This is a genomic window from Streptomyces aculeolatus (genome assembly GCF_020400605.1).
GTDB classification, from domain to species: Bacteria; Actinomycetota; Actinomycetes; order Streptomycetales; family Streptomycetaceae; genus Streptomyces; species Streptomyces aculeolatus.
Genome location: NZ_JAINRD010000004.1, coordinates 154,362 through 171,378, shown reverse-complemented (window position 1 = coordinate 171,378; position 17,017 = coordinate 154,362). Strand labels below are relative to the sequence as shown.

17 protein-coding genes are annotated in these 17,017 nt (G+C 73.7%); 8 read left to right on the top strand and 9 right to left on the bottom strand.

The window, feature by feature from the left end:
* The first annotated feature begins 22 nt into the window (after nt 1-22).
* From LG396_RS09450 to LG396_RS09440, 3 genes are all read left to right on the top strand, one after another.
* Nucleotides 23-382, top strand: a complete 360-nt coding sequence (locus tag LG396_RS09450; protein WP_225794382.1) for a histidine triad nucleotide-binding protein — start codon at nt 23-25, stop codon at nt 380-382.
* Between the two features lie 16 nt (nt 383-398).
* A complete protein-coding gene (locus LG396_RS09445) occupies nt 399-1,304 on the top strand; it encodes a ribonuclease Z (RefSeq protein WP_225794381.1) in 906 nt (301 codons plus the stop codon).
* Nucleotides 1,305-1,402: 98 nt separating this feature from the next.
* Nucleotides 1,403-2,512: a PfkB family carbohydrate kinase gene (locus LG396_RS09440; protein ID WP_225794380.1), complete on the top strand. Its 1,110-nt coding sequence runs from the start codon at nt 1,403-1,405 to the stop codon at nt 2,510-2,512.
* Between the two features lie 90 nt (nt 2,513-2,602).
* Here the strand turns inward: LG396_RS09440 and LG396_RS09435 are convergent, their stop codons facing one another.
* The 7 genes from LG396_RS09435 to LG396_RS09405 all read right to left on the bottom strand — a co-directional run bounded on the left by LG396_RS09435 (nt 2,603) and on the right by LG396_RS09405 (nt 8,123).
* A complete protein-coding gene (locus LG396_RS09435) occupies nt 2,603-2,953 on the bottom strand; it encodes a cytidine deaminase-like protein (protein WP_037752539.1) in 351 nt (116 codons plus the stop codon).
* Nucleotides 2,954-3,073: 120 nt separating this feature from the next.
* Entirely contained in the window at nt 3,074-4,390 is a 1,317-nt protein-coding gene (locus LG396_RS09430) for a hemolysin family protein (RefSeq protein WP_225794378.1), read from the bottom strand.
* Nucleotides 4,387-4,884: an rRNA maturation RNase YbeY gene (gene ybeY / locus LG396_RS09425; protein WP_225794377.1), complete on the bottom strand. Its 498-nt coding sequence runs from the start codon at nt 4,882-4,884 to the stop codon at nt 4,387-4,389. The genes LG396_RS09430 and ybeY overlap by 4 nt, the downstream gene beginning before the upstream one ends.
* 4 nt (nt 4,885-4,888) lie before the next feature.
* A complete protein-coding gene (locus tag LG396_RS09420; RefSeq protein WP_026276028.1) occupies nt 4,889-5,926 on the bottom strand; it encodes a PhoH family protein in 1,038 nt (345 codons plus the stop codon).
* Between the two features lie 264 nt (nt 5,927-6,190).
* The gene (locus tag LG396_RS09415) at nt 6,191-6,523 is read right to left on the bottom strand and encodes a hypothetical protein (RefSeq protein WP_225794376.1); all 333 of its coding nucleotides are present in this window, start codon (nt 6,521-6,523) and stop codon (nt 6,191-6,193) included.
* 93 nt (nt 6,524-6,616) lie between these two features.
* Nucleotides 6,617-7,015: a hypothetical protein gene (locus LG396_RS09410; protein ID WP_225794375.1), complete on the bottom strand. Its 399-nt coding sequence runs from the start codon at nt 7,013-7,015 to the stop codon at nt 6,617-6,619.
* Nucleotides 7,016-7,184: 169 nt separating this feature from the next.
* Complete coding sequence (locus LG396_RS09405; protein WP_225794374.1) at nt 7,185-8,123, bottom strand: LysR family transcriptional regulator; 939 nt, start codon at nt 8,121-8,123, stop codon at nt 7,185-7,187.
* A gap of 61 nt (nt 8,124-8,184) precedes the next feature.
* Between LG396_RS09405 and LG396_RS09400 the strand changes: the two genes are divergently transcribed.
* Both LG396_RS09400 and era read left to right on the top strand, forming a co-directional pair.
* Nucleotides 8,185-9,195: an aldo/keto reductase gene (locus LG396_RS09400; protein ID WP_018853932.1), complete on the top strand. Its 1,011-nt coding sequence runs from the start codon at nt 8,185-8,187 to the stop codon at nt 9,193-9,195.
* 95 nt (nt 9,196-9,290) lie between these two features.
* The gene (gene era, locus LG396_RS09395; RefSeq protein ID WP_018834356.1) at nt 9,291-10,220 is read left to right on the top strand and encodes a GTPase Era; all 930 of its coding nucleotides are present in this window, start codon (nt 9,291-9,293) and stop codon (nt 10,218-10,220) included.
* A 90-nt stretch (nt 10,221-10,310) separates the two neighbouring features.
* On the opposite strand, the gene LG396_RS09390 is transcribed toward era, so the two are convergent.
* Together LG396_RS09390 and leuA are read right to left on the bottom strand one after the other, a co-directional pair.
* A complete protein-coding gene (locus tag LG396_RS09390) occupies nt 10,311-11,006 on the bottom strand; it encodes a zinc ribbon domain-containing protein (RefSeq protein ID WP_018834357.1) in 696 nt (231 codons plus the stop codon).
* 204 nt (nt 11,007-11,210) lie between these two features.
* Entirely contained in the window at nt 11,211-12,977 is a 1,767-nt protein-coding gene (gene leuA, locus LG396_RS09385; protein ID WP_037752524.1) for a 2-isopropylmalate synthase, read from the bottom strand.
* 288 nt (nt 12,978-13,265) lie between these two features.
* Between leuA and LG396_RS09380 the strand changes: the two genes are divergently transcribed.
* The 3 genes from LG396_RS09380 to LG396_RS09370 all read left to right on the top strand — a co-directional run bounded on the left by LG396_RS09380 (nt 13,266) and on the right by LG396_RS09370 (nt 16,961).
* Nucleotides 13,266-14,396, top strand: a complete 1,131-nt coding sequence (locus tag LG396_RS09380) for a M4 family metallopeptidase (RefSeq protein WP_225794373.1) — start codon at nt 13,266-13,268, stop codon at nt 14,394-14,396.
* Nucleotides 14,397-14,406: 10 nt separating this feature from the next.
* Nucleotides 14,407-14,673 (top strand): protealysin inhibitor emfourin, encoded by a 267-nt coding sequence (locus tag LG396_RS09375; protein WP_018834360.1) that lies wholly within the window; start codon nt 14,407-14,409, stop codon nt 14,671-14,673.
* A gap of 218 nt (nt 14,674-14,891) precedes the next feature.
* The gene (locus LG396_RS09370; protein ID WP_225794571.1) at nt 14,892-16,961 is read left to right on the top strand and encodes an MMPL family transporter; all 2,070 of its coding nucleotides are present in this window, start codon (nt 14,892-14,894) and stop codon (nt 16,959-16,961) included.
* Nucleotides 16,962-17,017 lie beyond the last annotated feature (56 nt).

Genomic DNA, 17,017 nt, shown 5'->3' with positions numbered 1-17,017 from the left:
TCGTCCGAAGGAGGCCGGGAACATGGCCGGGGAGCCGCAGGCCGACTGCCTGTTCTGCAAGATCACCGCGGGGGAGGTGCCCGCGACCGTCGTCCGCGAGACCGCGACGACGATCGCCTTCCGCGACATCAACCCGCAGGCGCCCACCCACGTCCTCGTCATCCCCAAGGCCCACTACCCGGACGCCGGCAGCCTCGCCGCCGCCGACCCGCAGCTCGTCGCCGACATGCTGCGCGAGACCGCCGAGGTCGCCGCCGAGGACAAGGTCGACGCCACCGGCTACCGCGTCGTGTTCAACACCGGCGCGGGCGCCGGCCAGACCGTCTTCCACGTGCACGCCCACGTGCTCGGCGGCCGCGGCCTGAACTGGCCGCCCGGGTAGCGCGGGCCGCCCGGACTTGTCCGCTCGCGAACTCGTCGTCCTCGGCACCGCCAGCCAGGTCCCCACCCGCCAGCGCAACCACAACGGCTACGTGCTGCGCTGGGACGGCGACGGCATCCTCTTCGACCCCGGCGAGGGCACGCAGCGCCAGATGCTGCGCGCCGGCGTCGCCGCGTACGGCCTGAACCGCATCTGCATCACCCACTTCCACGGCGACCACTGCCTGGGCCTGCCCGGCATCATCCAGCGCATCAACCTCGACCGCGTCCCGCACCCCGTGACGGTCCACTTCCCGGCGAGCGGGCGGCACTTCTACGAGCGGCTGCGGTACGCGAGCGCGTACCGGGAGGCCGCGACGATCGAGGCGGGCCCGATCGAGGCGGACGGCGTGATCGCCACCACGCCCGCGTACACACTCCAGGCCCGCCGGCTGCACCACCCCGTGGACGCGTACGGCTACCGCCTCGTCGAGCCGGACGGCCGCCGCATGCTCCCCGACCGCCTCGCGCGCGCGGGCATCGCGGGCCCGGACATCTCGCGCCTGCAGCGCGAGGGCTCGCTGCGGGGCGTGCCGCTGGAGGAGGTCTCGGAGGTGCGCCGCGGGCAGCGGGTCGCGTTCATCATGGACACCGGGCTGTGCGAGGGCGTGTACGCGCTCGCCGAGGAGGCGGACCTGCTGGTCATCGAGTCGACGTTCCTGGGCGCGGAGACGGATCTGGCCGTCGAGTACGGGCACCTCACCGCGGCTCAGGCGGCGGGGGTGGCGATCGCGGCGGGCGTACGGCACCTGGTGCTGACGCACTTCTCGCAGCGCTATCCGGACCCGGGGGACTTCGCGCGGGAGGCCCGGGAGGCCGGGTACGAAGGGCCGCTGACGGTGGCCACGGACCTGGGCAGGGTGGCGGTGCCGGCGCGGCGCTGAGGGCCGGAACGCGCTGCGGCGGGCCGTTGTCAGTGGGCTGGGGCAGACTGGGCCCAGTCGGACAAGTGTTCCGTTCCGGGTGCGAAGGAGGCGCCGACATGACCACTGGCCCGTCCGCCGCACCCGTGGCGGCCGTGGACCCGCTGAAGCACGTGCGCGGGCCCGCCGACCCGGCGATCGACGTCTACCTGACGGGGACGGTCTTCCTCGACATCGTCTTCACCGGCCTGGACAGCGCCCCCGTCCGCGGTACGGAGTCCTGGGCCCGCGGCATGGGCTCCAGCCCCGGCGGCGTGGCGAACATGGCGACGGCCCTGGCCCGCCTCGGCCTGCGGACGTCGCTGTCCGCCGCCTTCGGCGACGACGTCTACGGCGACCACTGCCAGGAGGCCCTGGCGGGCGAGGGCGTCGACGTGTCCCTGTCCCGCACGTGCCGCGGCTGGCACTCGCCGGTCACGGTCTCCATGGCGTACGACGGCGAGCGCACCATGGTCTCCCACGGCCACGAGGCGCCGCCCCCCGACGAGCCCCCGCGCTGCCCGCCGCCGAGCCGCGCCTGCGTCGCGTCCCTCGACCCGGGCCGGCGGCAGCCGTGGATCGAGCAGGCCGCGCTGCACGGCAGCCGCGTCTTCGCCGACGTCGGCTGGGACGACACCGGGCGCTGGGACCTGGCGGAGATCCCGGAGCTGGCGCACTGCGAGGCGTTCCTGCCGAACGCGGCGGAGGCCATGCGCTACACCCGGACGGCCTCGCCGCGCGCCGCCGCCCACGCGCTCGCGGAGCACGTGCCGGTGGTGGTCGTCACGATGGGCGCCGAGGGCGCGTACGCGGTGGACGGCCGCACGGGCGAGAGCGCCGAGGTGCCGGCGATATCGGTGGCCGCGCTGGACACCACGGGCGCCGGGGACGTCTTCGTCGCCGGCTTCGTCGCCACGTCGCTCGCCGGGTACCCGCTGCCCGACCGGCTCGCGCTGGCGGGACTCACGGCGGCGCTGTCGGTGCAGGAGTTCGGCGGCTCCCAGTCGGCCCCGGGGTGGACGGAGGTGGCGGCGTGGTGGGAGCAGATACGCACGGTCGAGGAGCAGGACCCCCAGGCGCTCGCACGCTACGCGTTCCTGGACGGCATCACGCCGTGCGCCCCGCGCGGCTGGCCGCTGCGCCGCGCGGTCCCGACGATCGGCTTCCGCCCGGAACGGGACGCCCCGTAGGGGCGGTTCCGGTCGTACGGGCCGGGGCCGTGCGCTGCGCCGCTGCGGTCGTACGGACGCCCCCGCGCGTCGGCGGGCTCCCGGCTTCCCTCAGGCCCGGGTCGTGCTGCGTACCTCGCCGTCCGGGGCGGCCAGCAGGACCGGGGTGCCCGGGCCGCCGAGGTCGCGGACGGCCGCGAGGTCCGCGTCCGCCGGCCCCCCGGCCTCGGTGACGACGGCCGCGGCCTCCAGCGAGGTCGCACCGCTGGCGACGGCCATCGCCACCGCGGTCTGCAGCGCGGTCAGCCGCAGGGACTCCAGCGCCACGGTGCCGGCGACGTAGGTGCGGCCGGTCTCGTCCCGTACCGCCGCGCCCTCCGGCACGGCGTTGCGCGCCCGCGTACTGCGGGCCAGCGTGACGATCTTGCGGTCCTCGGGGTCCAGCGCGCTGCTCTCGCTCATACCGCCGAGCATACGAACCCGGCCTGGCCGCCGTCGGACGGGCCACCCCCAACCCGCGTACGGCCTGCGTGGCCGGACCGCGCCGAGGCGCACGTACGGAGAGGCGGCGCGGGGGAGGGGCTACGCGTTCTCGTCCTGCTCCACCGGGGTCTCCCGTACCGGCTCCACCAGGACCGTCACGATCTTGTTCCGCCGCCCCGCCGGCGACTCCGCGGTCAGCCGCAGCGCCCGCAGCCCCGGGTCCGAACCGTCGTGCGTGACGTCGACCTCCGCCGTCGCCCCCGCGATCGGCACCCGCCCCAACTGCTTGGCCAGCAGTCCGCCGACCGTCTCCACGTCCTCGTCGTCCAGCTCCAGGTCGTACAGCTCGCCCAGGTCGCCGATGTCGAGGCGGGCCGTGACCCGGTAGCGGTCGTCGCCCAGCTCCGCCGCCGGCGGCAGCTCCCGGTCGTACTCGTCGGTGATCTCGCCGACGATCTCCTCCAGGATGTCCTCGATCGTCACGATCCCCGCCGTCGACCCGTACTCGTCGATGACGACCGCCACGTGGATCCGCTGCTGCTGCATCTCCCGCAGCATGTCCGCGGCCTTCTTCGTGTCCGGCACGAACGCCGCCGGCCGCATCGCCGTCGACACCAGCTCCGACTCGGCCTCGCGGCTGATGTGGACCTTGCGCGCGAGGTCCTTCAGATACACCACGCCGACGACGTCGTCCTCGCTCTCGCCCGTCACCGGGATCCGCGAGAAACCGGAGCGCAGCGCGAGCGTCAGCGCCTGCCGGAGCGTCTTGTACCGCTCGATGGTCACCACGTCCGTACGCGGCACCATCACCTCGCGCACCAGCGTGTCGCCGAGCTCGAAGACCGAGTGGACCATGCGCCGCTCGTCGTCCTCGATCAGCGACTCCTTCTCCGCCAGGTCCACCATCGCGCGCAGCTCCGCCTCCGAGGCGAACGGGCCCTGGCGGAAGCCCTTGCCCGGCGTCAGCGCGTTGCCCAGCAGGATCAGCAGCCGCGGCACCGGGCCCATGACGCGCGCCAGCGGCAGCAGCACGTACGCGGACGCGGTCGCGGTCGCCACCGGGTGCTGGCGGCCGATGGTGCGCGGCGAGACGCCGATCGCGACGTACGAGACGAGGACCATCGCGGCGATCGCGACGGTCAACGCCTCCCAGGTGCGGTCGAAATGGCGCAGGCAGGCGTACGTCACGAGGGCACCCGCGGCCATCTCGCAGCCGACCCGCACCAGCAGCGCCACGTTCAGATAGCGCACCGGGTCGGACGTCACCGCCAGCAGCTTCGCCGACCCGCGCCGCCCGGCCCGTACCGCGTCCTCGGCCGCGATCCGCGTCGTCCGCGCCAGCGCCGTCTCCGCGCACGACGCGAGCCAGCCGACCCCCACGAGCAGGACCGCCGCGGCGATCAGCCGGGCGGTCATCGCTCGGTGGGCGCCGGCGAAGGACCGGCCACGCCGCGCTCGTCGCGCCAGCCGTCGACGATCGCCTTCTGCAGGCCGAACATCTCGGCCTTCTCCGCGGGATCCTCGTGCTCGTAGCCGAGGAGGTGCAGCACCCCGTGCACGGTGAGCAGCTGCAGCTCCTCGTCCATGGAATGCGCGGTCGGCGCCGCGGTGCCCTGCCGGCGGGCGACGTCGGGGCAGAGCACGATGTCGCCGAGGAGCCCCTGCACCGGCTCCTCGTCGTCCTTGGCGGGCGGCCGCAGCTCGTCCATGGGGAACGACATCACGTCCGTCGGACCCGGCTCGTCCATCCACTGCACGTGCAACTGCTCCATCGCGGCCGGGTCGACGAGGATCACCGACAGCTCGGACAGCGGATGGATGCGCATCCGCGCCAGCGCGTACCGCGCGACGTCGAGCACGGCCTCCTCGTCGGCCTCGACCCCGGATTCGTTGTTGACCTCGACGGACACGGGTCTAGGCCCTGCCGTTCCTGTCGTCGCCGTTCCTGACGTCGTACTTGTCGTACGCCTCGACGATCCGGCTCACCAGCTTGTGCCGGACGACGTCCTGGCTGGTCAGCGTGGAGAAGTGCACGTCCTGCACCCCGTCCAGGATCCCCTGCACCTGCCGCAGCCCGCTCCTCGTGCCGCCCGGCAGGTCGACCTGGGTGATGTCGCCGGTGACGACGATCTTCGAGTTGAACCCGAGCCGGGTCAGGAACATCTTCATCTGCTCGGGATTCGTGTTCTGCGCCTCGTCGAGGATGATGAACGCGTCGTTCAGGCTCCGGCCGCGCATGTACGCCAGGGGCGCCACCTCGATCGTGCCGGCCGCCATCAGGCGGGGGATCGAGTCCGGGTCCAGCATGTCGTGCAGCGCGTCGTACAGCGGGCGCAGGTACGGGTCGATCTTCTCGTACAGCGTGCCGGGCAGGAACCCGAGGCGCTCGCCGGCCTCGACCGCGGGGCGGGTCAGGATGATGCGGTTGACCTGCTTGGACTGCAGGGCCTGGACCGCCTTGGCCATGGCGAGGTACGTCTTGCCCGTGCCGGCGGGGCCGATGCCGAAGACGATGGTGTGCTTGTCGATGGCGTCGACGTAGCGCTTCTGGTTCAGCGTCTTCGGGCGGATCGTCTTCCCGCGGTTGGACAGGATGTTCTGCGTCAGGACCTCGGAGGGGGCGTGGTGGCCGCCGGCCTCGTCGTCGCGGTCGGATTTCAGCATGGCGATCGTCCGCTCCACCGCGTCCTCCGTCATGGGGGCTCCGGTGCGCAGGACGAGCAGCATCTCGTCGAAGAGACGCTGGACGAGGGTGACTTCCTCGGGGGCGCCGACGGCGCTGACCTCGTTGCCCCGCACGTGGATGTCGGTGCCGGGGAACGCTTTCTCGATGACCCGCAGGAGGGAGTCGCCGGAGCCCAGCACCGTCACCATGGGGTGCTTCGCCGGGATCGTGATCTGGGCGCGGGCCTGTCCCTCTTCGGGGGTGCGGCTTACGGGTGTCTGTGTCATGGGCCGGCCCTGGGGCCTGAGTCTCATCCCACTTCTTCGCTCGCGTAACTGTGAGGGCCCGCCGGACGGACCACGCCCGGCCCGGGGTCCCGACGCCTGCTCCACGCGCAGGCCCTGACGCCATCGTAACGGGGTGGGGTGCGGCTGTGGCCAGTGAGTTTCGAGGACGGTACGCCAGACGTGTGGGAGAGGCGCGGGCGAGGCGCGGGTGCCTGCTCACGGGCTACCGCGGTACCGCGGTAGCCCGTGAGCGGCGGGGTGCCGTTACGCCGGCAGCGGAGCCCCCGGCGGCTCGGGTGGGACGTCGGGGGCGGGGCGGACGGCGCCGGCCTGCGGTTCGGCGGGGGCCTGGCCGGGCACGGGGGCGTGACCGGCGGGGGCGTCGCCGGCGGGGGCCGGCTCGGCGGGGACCGGTGCTGCGGGACGGCGGTCCCGGGGCTGGTCGGCGGTGTGGTCTGGGGTGTGGTCGGCGGTCTGGTCCGGGGTTTTGTCTGCGGGCTGGTCTGCGGGTCGGTCGGCTGTCCGGTCGGCGGGTGGGGGAGGGAGGGTCTGGGCGCGCACGTACGCTTCGAGCGCGCGCGAAGGGTCGATCGGCATGGCGAACTCCGGCTTGCCGCTGGCGTGCTGACGTGGGGGCTGCGGGCGGCGGGACAGGCGTCCGTACGGATACGGGCGCGCCCCGCGGCCCTGTCAGCAGCGCAGTACGGCGTACCGCCCGCGCGCGGCGGCGAGCGCCGCGGCCTCCGGGGCGTAGCGGAAGGCACGGGCCGCGGCCGCTTCGGCGCAGGGCGTCCGGGGCGCGGGCCACGGGGCGGTCGCGCGCATGCGGCCGGCCCGGTCGGCGCGCCCGGCCTTCGCCGGCCGCGGTCCGCGCCGCGCGAGGCCCGGTGCGGGTCCGGTGTCCTCGCCGGGCGCCGCTTCCCCGGGGACTCCGGGCGTTCCGGGGGCGGCGGAGGACGTGGGATAGGCGTCCGCGGCGCTCACGCGCTCGACGGCTCCGCCGGGCACGAGCAGCACCCCGAGGAGCAGCGCGAGCACGGCGCGCAGGGCGAGCCCGCGGACGAGCGCGGCACGGACGATCACGTGCATCAGGTAACCACGCCGCTACGTTCCGTACAGTCCGTCCTGAGGGTGATGTTCCGCGCGCCGCCGCGCCCCCCGCCCGGCGCCCGCGCCGCCCACCCCGCCCGCCCACGCGCCCCGCACGCCCCACCCGCGGGTGCCCTATCCTCGCGCTGGCCGCGCTGGCCGCGACGGCCTACGTACCCTGCCGCGTCCTCTGCCCGGCCCTCCCGCCGTGCCGGTCGCCGCCGCCCGCGGGTCCCGCCGCCTCCCGGAACGCCGCCGTGAACTCCGCGACCTCCCTGCGGTCGTCGTCCGCCCGCCACACCAGCGCCAGTTCGCTCGGCGCCAGCCCCCGTACCGGCACCGACACCACGTCCGGCCGCGGGTACAGCCGCGCGTTGCCCTCCGCCAGCAGCACCACGCCCAGCCCCGCGCCCACCGCCTCGAACACCTCCTCCGGCGACGACGCCTCCAGCGCCACCACCGGCTCCCGCCCCTCCCGCTCCGCCGTGCCCAGCCAGAAGTCGCGCAGCGGCCCCGCCGACCGCGGCAGCGCCACGAACGGCTCGTCGAGCAGCTCCGCGAACGCCACCTCAGCCCGGTCCGCGAACCGGTGCCCCCGCGGCAGCGCCACCCAGCGCTCCTCCCGCACCAGCACCTTCGCCGTCAGCTCCGCGCCCACCCCCGGCACCGGCAGCCAGCAGAACGCCGCGTCGGCGCCCCCGCCGGCCAGCCCCGCCGTGGGGTCCTCCCAGTTGACGAGCCGCAGCGAGATCCGCCAGCCCCGCTCCCGGAACCGGGCGAGCACCTTCCGCTGCAACTCGCGCCCCACCGCCGTCTGCATGCCCACCGCCAGCGACTCCGCCGGCCCGGCCGTGCGCGCGGCCCGTACCGCCTCCGCCCAGCCCGCCGCCAGCTCCCGCGCCGCCGGCAGCAGCGCCGCGCCCTGCGGGGTGAGCGCGATCTCCCGCGGCCGCCGCTCGAAGAGGGGGAAGCCGAGCTGCCGCTCCAGCGCCCTGATCTGCTTGGACAGCGCCGGCTGGGAGACGTACAGCCGCTCGGCGGCGCGGGTGAAGCTCAGCTCCTCCGCGACCGCCGCGAAATAGCGCAGATCACGTACGTGGACGTCCATAGCCACCGGTTATAGCCGTAGGTCTTGGACGCCGCCACGCAATTCCGCGGAGGCTGCGGGCATGACGACAGTTTCGAACACCGTCCCTGTCCGCACCCTCGGCTCCCTCGAAACCCCCGCCATCGGCTACGGCGCGATGGTGCTCTCGCCCGGCGTCTACGGCGAGACCGACGACGACCGCGGCGTCGCGGCGGTGCGCGCCGCGCTCGACGCGGGCGCCACCCACGTCGACACCTCCGACGCCTACGGCCCCGATGGGCACAACGAGCGCCTGGTGGGCCGCGCCCTGCGCGGGCGGCGCGACGAGGTGGTGCTGGCCACGAAGTTCGGGCTGAGCCTTCCCGAGGGCGCCGAGGCGCGCACGCATCCCGTCAGCTACGCCTTCGGCCACCTCGCGGTCAACGCCGAGCCCCGGTACGTACGCGGCTACGCCGAGGACTCCCTGCGGAACCTGGACACCGACCGCATCGACCTCTACTACGTGCACTACCCCGACCCCGCCGTGCCGATCGAGGACACCACCGGCGCGATGGCCGAGCTGGTCGCGGAGGGCAAGGTCCGCCACCTGGGCCTGTCGAACGTCACCGGGGAGCAGCTGCGCCGCGCACACGCCGTGCACCCGGTCGCGGCGGTGCAGACGCAGTGGTCGATGTGGACGCCCGTCGACCCGGACCTGCACGCCGCGGCGCGCGAGCTGGGCGTCGGCCTCGTCGCGTGGGGTCCGCTGGGTACGGGCTTCCTCACCGGCTCGGTGACGGACGTCGCGGAGAGCGACTTCCGCCGCAACATCGGCGCCTTCGACGCCGCGAACCTCAAGACCAACCACGACCGCTTCGCGCCGCTGCGCGCGGTCGCCGCCGACGTGGGGCTCACGCCCGGGCAGCTCGCGCTGGCGTGGCTGCTGCACCAGGACGACCACGTCGTGCCCATCCCGGGCAGCCGGACCCCGGCGCACATCGAGGAGAACGTGGCGGCGGCCCGCGTGGAACTGCACCAGGACACCCTGGCGCGGATCGACGAGATCCTCGCCGGCCTGGCCCCCGAGGGCGGCGCCCGGCTGCTGGGCGCGTAGCGCTCGCGCCTGCCGGGGTCGCGCGTGCACCGCACGGTGCCGCGGACGCCGGAGCGGCGGTCGGAGGCGGGGCGCGGTCGGGGAGAATGCTTCCCATGACCACCCCTGACACCGGGCACCGCTCCGGCTTCGCCTGCTTCGTCGGCCGGCCCAACGCCGGCAAGTCGACCCTGACCAATGCGCTGGTCGGCCAGAAGGTGGCCATCACCTCCAGCCGGCCGCAGACGACCCGGCACACCGTGCGCGGCATCGTCCACCGCCCCGACGCGCAGCTCGTGCTCGTCGACACCCCCGGCTACCACAAGCCGCGCACGCTGCTGGGCCAGCGGCTCAACGACGCGGTACGCGCCACCTGGGCCGAGGTCGACGTGATCGGCTTCTGCGCGCCGGCGAACGAGAAGATCGGCCCGGGCGACCGGTACATCGCCGCGGAGCTGGCCGCCCTGCGGCGTACCCCGAAGGTCGCCGTCGTCACGAAGACCGACCTGGCCGACTCCGACACGATCGCCGCGCAGCTCGTGGCCGTGGACCGGATGGCGAAGGACCTGGGCTTCGAGTGGGCGGAGGTGGTGCCGGTCTCCGCGGTCGAGGGCAAGCAGGTCGACCTGCTCGCCGACCTGCTGGTGCCGCTGCTGCCGGAGGGCCCGGAGCTGTACCCGGACGGGGAGCTGACCGACGAGCCGGAGCAGGTGATGGTCGCCGAGCTGATCCGGGAGGCGGCTCTGGAGGGCGTACGCGACGAGCTGCCGCACTCGATCGCGGTGGTGGTCGACGAGATGGAGCCGCGCGAGGACCGCCCGGAGGACCGGCCGCTGCTGGACATCCACGCCAACCTGTTCATCGAGCGCGACAGCCAGAAGGGCATCGTCATCGGGCCCAAGGGCAAGCGGCTGAAGGAGATCGGCACCCAGGCCCGCGGGCACATCGAGGCGCTGCTGGGCACGCCCGTGTACCTGGACATCCACGTGAAGGTCGCCAAGGACTGGCAGCGGGACCCGAAGAAGCTCCGCCGACTGGGCTTCTGAGGCAGGGCCGGAGGAGGGCCCCGAGGGGGCCCGGCGGAAGACGGGGCGGTGCGGGGGGGCGCGTGGAGGCGCGCGGGTCCCGCGCGCCCCTTACGACGGCGTACGCGCCGACGTCAGCAGCCGCCCGACGTCCGAGGCGGGCAGCAGCAGCGCGTCGCCGACGACGACGAGCGTCTCCCACTCCGGCGGCGTGTACGCCCCGTCCGCGAGCGCGATGCGCGCCCCGGAGAGCAGGATCGACTCCCGCCCGGCCGGCACCAGGTGCGGCGCGAGCGGCGCCAGCGTCTCGCGCAGCTCCGCCTCGAAGTTCCGCTGCTCGGGCGGGAGGTCGGCGCACAGGTCGGGCATCCGCCCCGAGTCGGCCTCGATGGCCGCCAGCAGCGTCAGCAGCTGCTCCTCCGTGCAGTCGTCGTACCCCGCGGTGCGCACCGCGGTCACGGCGGCGGAGCGGACGGCGGCGGAGGAGGTGCCGCCGGCGTGGAGGACGGCGAGCGCGACGGCGTGCGTGGCGTCGCGCAGCAGCAGCGCGAAGCGCGTGGAGGTGGGTTCCGCCAGGGACGTGAGGCCGAAGTGGCCGCCGCAGTCGGTGCATTCCACGACGGGTCCTGCGGCGCCGCGCGGCAGCACGGGTACGCCCAGGACGGTGAACCGCCGTCTGCCGGTGCGCCGGCTGTAGTTGCGGTCGCCGCCGCAGCCGGGGCAGAAGAACTCACCGTCGGACTCGGTGTGCCAGGACGTCCGCACGCCGGCGAACCGGCGGAGGATATGCGTCACGTCGACCTCCATCACGCTTCGGCAACGCTGCCGCGCTGACGTGATGCTAACCACACCGGCCGACATCGTCAGCCCTCGTGCACGTCAAGGCGGTGCGAACGAGCCGCGCCCCGCGCCCCGTCCGCGGTCGGACGGCGCGCGGGGCGCAGGGCGCTCCGGGGTGGTCCCGCGGGTGCCTCCGGGGCGCCGCGGGTGCCGGGTGCAGGTGCCGCCGGGTCAGCGGGCGGCGCGGTTGACGGCGGAGACGACGGCCTTCAGCGACGCGCGCGTGGTGTTGGCGTCGATGCCGATGCCCCACAGCACCTTGCCGTCGACGGCGACCTCGATGTACGAGGCTGCCTGCGAGCTGGCGCCCTCGCTCATCGTGTGCTCCTGGTAGTCCAGGAGCCGGGCGTCGATGCCGACGCCCTGGAGGGCGTGGAAGAACGCGGAGATGGGCCCGTTGCCGGTGCCGACGAGGGTGGTCTCGGCGCCGTCGACGTCGGCCTGGACGGTGAGGGTGTCGACGCCGTCCCGGTCGGTCGTCGTCTGCCCGCCGCGGAGCTGGATGCGGCCCCAGGCGTTGGCGGGGTTGGGCAGGTACTCGTCGCGGAAGACGTCCCAGATCTGCGCGGGGGTGACCTCGCCGCCCTCGGCGTCGGTCTTGGTCTGGATGATCCGGGAGAACTCCACCTGCATGCGCCGCGGCAGGTCGAGGCTGTGGTCGTGCTGGAGCACGTACGCCACGCCGCCCTTGCCGGACTGTGAGTTGACGCGGATGACGGCCTCGTAGGAGCGGCCCACGTCCTTGGGGTCGATGGGCAGGTACGGCACCGCCCACTCCAGCTCCTCGACGGGCTTGCCGGCCTGCTCGGCCCTGGCCTCCATCGCCTCGAAGCCCTTCTTGATGGCGTCCTGGTGGGAGCCGGAGAAGGCGGTGTAGACGAGGTCGCCGACGTAGGGGTGGCGGGGGTGGACGCCCATCTGGTTGCAGTACTCGTAGGTGCGCCGGATCTCGTCGATCTGCGAGAAGTCGATCATCGGGTCGACGCCCTGCGAGAACAGGTTCATGCCCAGGGTGACCAGGTCGACGTTGCCGGTCCGCTCGCCCTGCCCGAACAGGCAGCCCTCGATGCGGTCGGCGCCGGCCATGAGCGCCAGCTCGGCGGCGGCGACGGCGGTGCCGCGGTCGTTGTGCGGGTGGACGGACAGGCAGACGTGCTCGCGGCGGGTCAGGTTCCGCGACATCCACTCGAAGCGGTCGGCGTGGGTGGAGGGCGTGGAGCGCTCCACGGTGGCCGGCAGGTTGAGGATGATCTCGCGGCCGTCCTCGGGCTGCCAGACGTCCATGACGCCCTCGCAGACCTCCAGCGCGAAGTCCAGCTCGGTGTCGGTGAAGATCTCCGGGCTGTACTGGTAGCCGAAGACGGTGCGGTCGTCCAGCAGCTTCTCGGCGTACTCCACGACCAGCCGGGTGCCGTCGACGGCGATCTGCTTCACCGCGTCGCGCGAGCCGCGGAAGACGACCTCGCGCCAGACGGGCGCGGTGGCGTTGTACAGGTGGACGGTGGCCCGGTGGGCGCCCTGGAGCGACTGGACGGTGCGCTCGATCAGCTCCTCGCGCGCCTGGGTCAGGACGGAGATCGTCACGTCCTCGGGGATGGCGCCGTCCTCGATGATGGAGCGTACGAAGTCGAAGTCGGTCTGCCCGGAGGAGGGGAAGCCGACCTCGATCTCCTTGTAGCCCATGCGTACCAGGAGGTCGAACATGGCGCGTTTCCGCGCCGGCGACATGGGGTCGATCAGGGCCTGGTTGCCGTCGCGCAGGTCGGTGGAGAGCCACCGGGGGGCGTGCGTGACGCGGCCCGCGGGCCAGGTGCGGTCGGGGATGTCGACGGCGTCGTACGGGCGGTAGCGGTGCACGGGCATGCCGGAGGGCTGCTGGCGCACGGTGGCGGCGGTGACGGGCGTACCGCGGCCGACGGCATTACCGGGACGGGACATGGTGGGATGGGCTCCTTCGCGCGAGCTGGTCGTCGACCGACGGGTGGCAGCACCGGACTCCGCGGGGAGGGGGTCGGTCTACGACAGCAGACCCTCGCCGCGGCGGCTAAGAAGAAGCAGCCCGTAACGCACGATGCCGACCACACTAGCCCAGCCCCGTCGGCGCCGGCCGATCAGTATCACGATGCGAGACCCCGCGTGGAGCCCGGTCGGGCCCCGGACACCCGAAATCGCGAACAACCCGCTGCGGGGAGTGACAAGTCGATTACTCAGTGACACATTGCGAGCATGGACGCCATCTCACGTACCCCCGTGTTCTGCACGATCGTGCCGCCCCACATGCTGGACAAGCTGGCGCGTACCGACAACCCGGCGCTGTCCGCCCGCGCCCGCCGCACCCTGGAGCGCGACGCGCTGCAGCGCACCCGCCGCCGCATCACCACCGTGCGCGGCCTGGCCGCCCCGCCGGCCGCCCGCCCGGCGCAGGAGGACGCGAAGCCGAAGCGCACGGTCTACGACGCGGAGACGACCCAGGACCTGCCCGGCACCGAGGTCCGCAAGGAGGGCGCGGAGCCCGTCGAGGACGCCACCGTCAACCGCGCGTACGACGGCCTCGGCGCCACCTTCGAGCTGTTCCTCAGCGGCTTCGCGCGCAACTCGATCGACGGCGCGGGGCTGCCGCTGAACGCGACCGTCCACTACGGCGAGGACTACGGCAACGCCTTCTGGGACGGCGAGCAGATGGTCTTCGGCGACGGCGACGGCGAGGTGTTCCTCGACTTCACCCTCGCGGTCGACGTCATCGGCCACGAGCTGGCGCACGGCGTCACGCAGTACACCGCGAACCTGGAGTACTTCGGCCAGTCCGGGGCGCTCAACGAGTCGGTCTCCGACGTCTTCGGCTCCCTCATCAAGCAGTACGTCCAGGGCGAGTCCGCCGCGGACGCCGACTGGCTCATCGGCGCCGAACTCCTGGCCCCCGGCGTCAGCGGCGAGGCGCTGCGCTCGATGAAGGCCCCCGGCACCGCCTACGACGACGACGTTCTCGGCAAGGACCCCCAGCCGGCGACGATGGCGGACTACGTGGACACCTCCACCGACAACGGCGGCGTCCACATCAACTCCGGCATCCCCAACCACGCCTTCTACCTGCTGGCCACCGAACTCGGCGGCAACGCCTGGGAGCGCGCGGGCCGCATCTGGTACGACGTGCTGACCGGCGGCTCCCTGACCACCACGGCCGACTTCGCCGCGTTCGCCGCCGCGACCGCGGCCGCCGCCGAGGCCCGCTACGGCGACGGCGCGGAGCACGCCGCGGTCCTCTCGGCCTGGTCGCAGGTGGGCGTGCCCACCGACGCGGAGGCCACGGTGCCGCGGCAGACCCCGGCCCGTGAGGGTGCGCCGCCGCAGGCGGGGTAGGCGTGGGGGCATGCGCATCACCGTCACCCGCACCGGGGGCTTCGCGGGCCTGACCCGCGAGGCGACCCTGGACACGGCCGGCCGCGCGGACGCGGCCGGCCTGGAGGCCCTGGCCCGCCGGGCGCTCGCGGAGGGCGCGGCCGCCCCGCCCGCGGGCGTACCCGACGGCTTCGCGTACCGCGTCACGGCGGGCGGCCGCACCGCCCACTTCGCCGACCCGCGGCTGACCGGCGCCCAGCGCGAGATCGTCAGGACGGTGCTGAAGGAGGGCGCCTAGGAGTACTCCCCGGGGAGCACCGGAGGGCGCGGGACACCCCGCGCAGTAAGCGAGGTTTCGCACCCGGGAGCGAAGAGCGGCGCCCGATTTCCGGGGGAAGCTGGGGCCAGTCCAGTTGCTTCCCGGAGGGAGAGCCCGCCATGGGCGCCGTATCAGCACCACCCGAAGCACCGTCCGGCCGGGCGCCGGGATCCCGGCGCCGCTGGCTGCCCTGGGCCGTGCTCGGCCTGTGGGTCGCGATCCTCGCACTGGCCATGCCGTTCGGCAGCAAGCTCGGGGACGCGACCCGCGACCGCGCCGTCGACTACCTGCCGGGCAGCGCCGACTCGACGCAGGTCTCGCGCATAGCCGAGGAGATGCCCGGCGGCGACACCCTCGCCGGGATCCTCGTCTACCAGCGCGACGGCGGCGTCACCGCCGCCGACCGCGAACTCGCCGCCGAGCACGCCGCCGACCTCGCCGGCCGGTACGAACTGGCCGGGGACGGCACGCCGCAGGCCGTGCCCGCCGAGGACGGCAGCACCCTGATGGTGCCGTTCTCCGTCGTCGGACTGCCCGACGAGGACGCCCAGATGGCGGCCGTCGAGGAGATCCGCGAGCAGCTCGTCGCGGATCCCCCCGAGGGCCTGTCCGTCGAACTCGGCGGCCCCGCCGGCATCCAGGCCGACTCCGAGGCCGTCTACGAAGCGGTCGACGGCACCCTGATGTACACCACGGCGGGCATCGTGACGATCCTGCTGATCCTCACCTACCGCAGCCCGTTCCTGTGGCTGCTGCCGCTGGTGTGCGTGGGCGTGGCGTCGCTGAGCTCCATGGCCGTCGTCTACGGCCTCATCCAGGCGTTCGACCTGACCGTCACCTCGATGAGCTCCGCGGTGATGACGGTGCTCATCTTCGGCGCGGGCACCGACTACGCGCTGCTGCTCGTCGCCAGATACCGGGAGGAACTGCGCCGCACGGAAGAGCCGCAGAGGGCGATGCTGACGGCCGTACGCAGCTGCGGCCCGGCGATCCTCGCCTCCTCCGGCACGGTCGCGGCGGGCCTGATCTGCCTGCTGGCCGCGGACCTCAACTCCAGCGCGGGCCTCGGCCCGGTCGGCGCGGTCGGCGTGGTGTGCGCGCTCGCGGTGATGACGACGCTGCTGCCGGCACTCATGGTGCTCTTCGGCCGCCGCATCTTCTGGCCGCTGGTGCCCACCCTGGGCAGCGAGCCCAAGCGGCGCGGCTTCTTCGACCGGATGGGCTCCTCGGTGGGCCGCCGCCCGGTGGCGATCCTCGCCGGCGGCGTGGTGCTGCTCGGCGCGCTGGCGCTCGGCGCGTTCAACCTGCCGGGCAACCTCAAGCAGGAGGACGCCTTCACCGACAGGCCCGAGTCGATCACCGCGATGGAGAAGGTGAAGGAGGCCTACCCCGACCAGGGCGCGCAGGCGATCACGATCGTTGCGAACACGGCGCGGGCGGACGAGGCGCTGTCGGCGGCGCAGGGCGTGGAGGGCGTCGCCTCCGCGGAGATCGCCCGCTCCGGCAACGGGTTCAGCGAGATCACCGTCTACGCCGCCGACCCGCCGCAGTCCGCGGGGGAGGACCGTACGATCGCCGGCCTGCGCTCCGAACTCGGCGCCCTCGACGGCGCCGACGCCCTCGTCGGCGGCCCGAGCGCGGAGGCGCTGGACCTGGCGGACGCCAACTCCAAGGACCGCAAGCTCGTCATCCCCCTCACCCTGGCCGCCGTTCTCGTCATCCTCATCGCCCTGCTGCGCAGCCTCGTCGCGCCGCTGGTGCTGACCGTCGCCGTCGTGGCGTCGTGGGGCGCGGCGATGGGCATCGGCGGCCTGGTCTTCGAGCCGGTGATGGGCTACCCGGGCATCGGCGGCGAACTGGCGCTGCTGACCTTCGTCTTCGGCGTCGCCCTGGGCGTCGACTACGGGATCTTCCTGCTGCACCGGATGCGCGAGGAGGCCACGGCCGGCGCCGACACCCGCACCGCGGCGCTCACCGCGCTGCGCCGCACCGGCGGTGTCATCGCCTCGGCGGGCGTGGTGCTGGCGGCGACGTTCGGGGTGCTGATGACGATGCCGATGGTGATGATCTTCGAGCTGGGGTTCGTCGTCGCGGTCGGCGTCCTGCTGGACACGTTCCTGGTCCGCACCTACCTGGTGACGTCCGCGAGCTGGCTGCTGGGCAAGAAGATCTGGTGGCCGGGCCCGCTGTCGAAGCGCGAGGAGGCCCCGCCCCCGGCCGAAGAGGCCCCGCGGGAGCCGGAACCCGCGGGCGCGGCGGCGAACTAGGGTCTGTCGTTTGGGTCTTGCTGGATCAGGGAGCGGCGGCTGGTGCTGCGCATCGC

What these genes read in the sequence shown, in the direction of transcription:
- LG396_RS09375 (WP_018834360.1), top strand. Translation starts at nt 14,407, where the DNA reads ATGCGCATCACCGTCACCCGCACCGGGGGCTTCGCGGGCCTGACCCGC.
- LG396_RS09420 (WP_026276028.1), bottom strand. Translation starts at nt 5,926, where the DNA reads ATGACACAGACACCCGTAAGCCGCACCCCCGAAGAGGGACAGGCCCGC.
- LG396_RS09400 (WP_018853932.1), top strand. Translation starts at nt 8,185, where the DNA reads ATGACGACAGTTTCGAACACCGTCCCTGTCCGCACCCTCGGCTCCCTC.
- LG396_RS09450 (WP_225794382.1), top strand. Translation starts at nt 23, where the DNA reads ATGGCCGGGGAGCCGCAGGCCGACTGCCTGTTCTGCAAGATCACCGCG.
- leuA (WP_037752524.1), bottom strand. Translation starts at nt 12,977, where the DNA reads ATGTCCCGTCCCGGTAATGCCGTCGGCCGCGGTACGCCCGTCACCGCC.
- era (WP_018834356.1), top strand. Translation starts at nt 9,291, where the DNA reads ATGACCACCCCTGACACCGGGCACCGCTCCGGCTTCGCCTGCTTCGTC.
- LG396_RS09410 (WP_225794375.1), bottom strand. Translation starts at nt 7,015, where the DNA reads ATGCACGTGATCGTCCGTGCCGCGCTCGTCCGCGGGCTCGCCCTGCGC.
- LG396_RS09415 (WP_225794376.1), bottom strand. Translation starts at nt 6,523, where the DNA reads ATGCCGATCGACCCTTCGCGCGCGCTCGAAGCGTACGTGCGCGCCCAG.
- LG396_RS09435 (WP_037752539.1), bottom strand. Translation starts at nt 2,953, where the DNA reads ATGAGCGAGAGCAGCGCGCTGGACCCCGAGGACCGCAAGATCGTCACG.
- LG396_RS09440 (WP_225794380.1), top strand. Translation starts at nt 1,403, where the DNA reads ATGACCACTGGCCCGTCCGCCGCACCCGTGGCGGCCGTGGACCCGCTG.
- LG396_RS09380 (WP_225794373.1), top strand. Translation starts at nt 13,266, where the DNA reads ATGGACGCCATCTCACGTACCCCCGTGTTCTGCACGATCGTGCCGCCC.
- LG396_RS09430 (WP_225794378.1), bottom strand. Translation starts at nt 4,390, where the DNA reads ATGACCGCCCGGCTGATCGCCGCGGCGGTCCTGCTCGTGGGGGTCGGC.
- LG396_RS09405 (WP_225794374.1), bottom strand. Translation starts at nt 8,123, where the DNA reads ATGGACGTCCACGTACGTGATCTGCGCTATTTCGCGGCGGTCGCGGAG.
- LG396_RS09390 (WP_018834357.1), bottom strand. Translation starts at nt 11,006, where the DNA reads ATGGAGGTCGACGTGACGCATATCCTCCGCCGGTTCGCCGGCGTGCGG.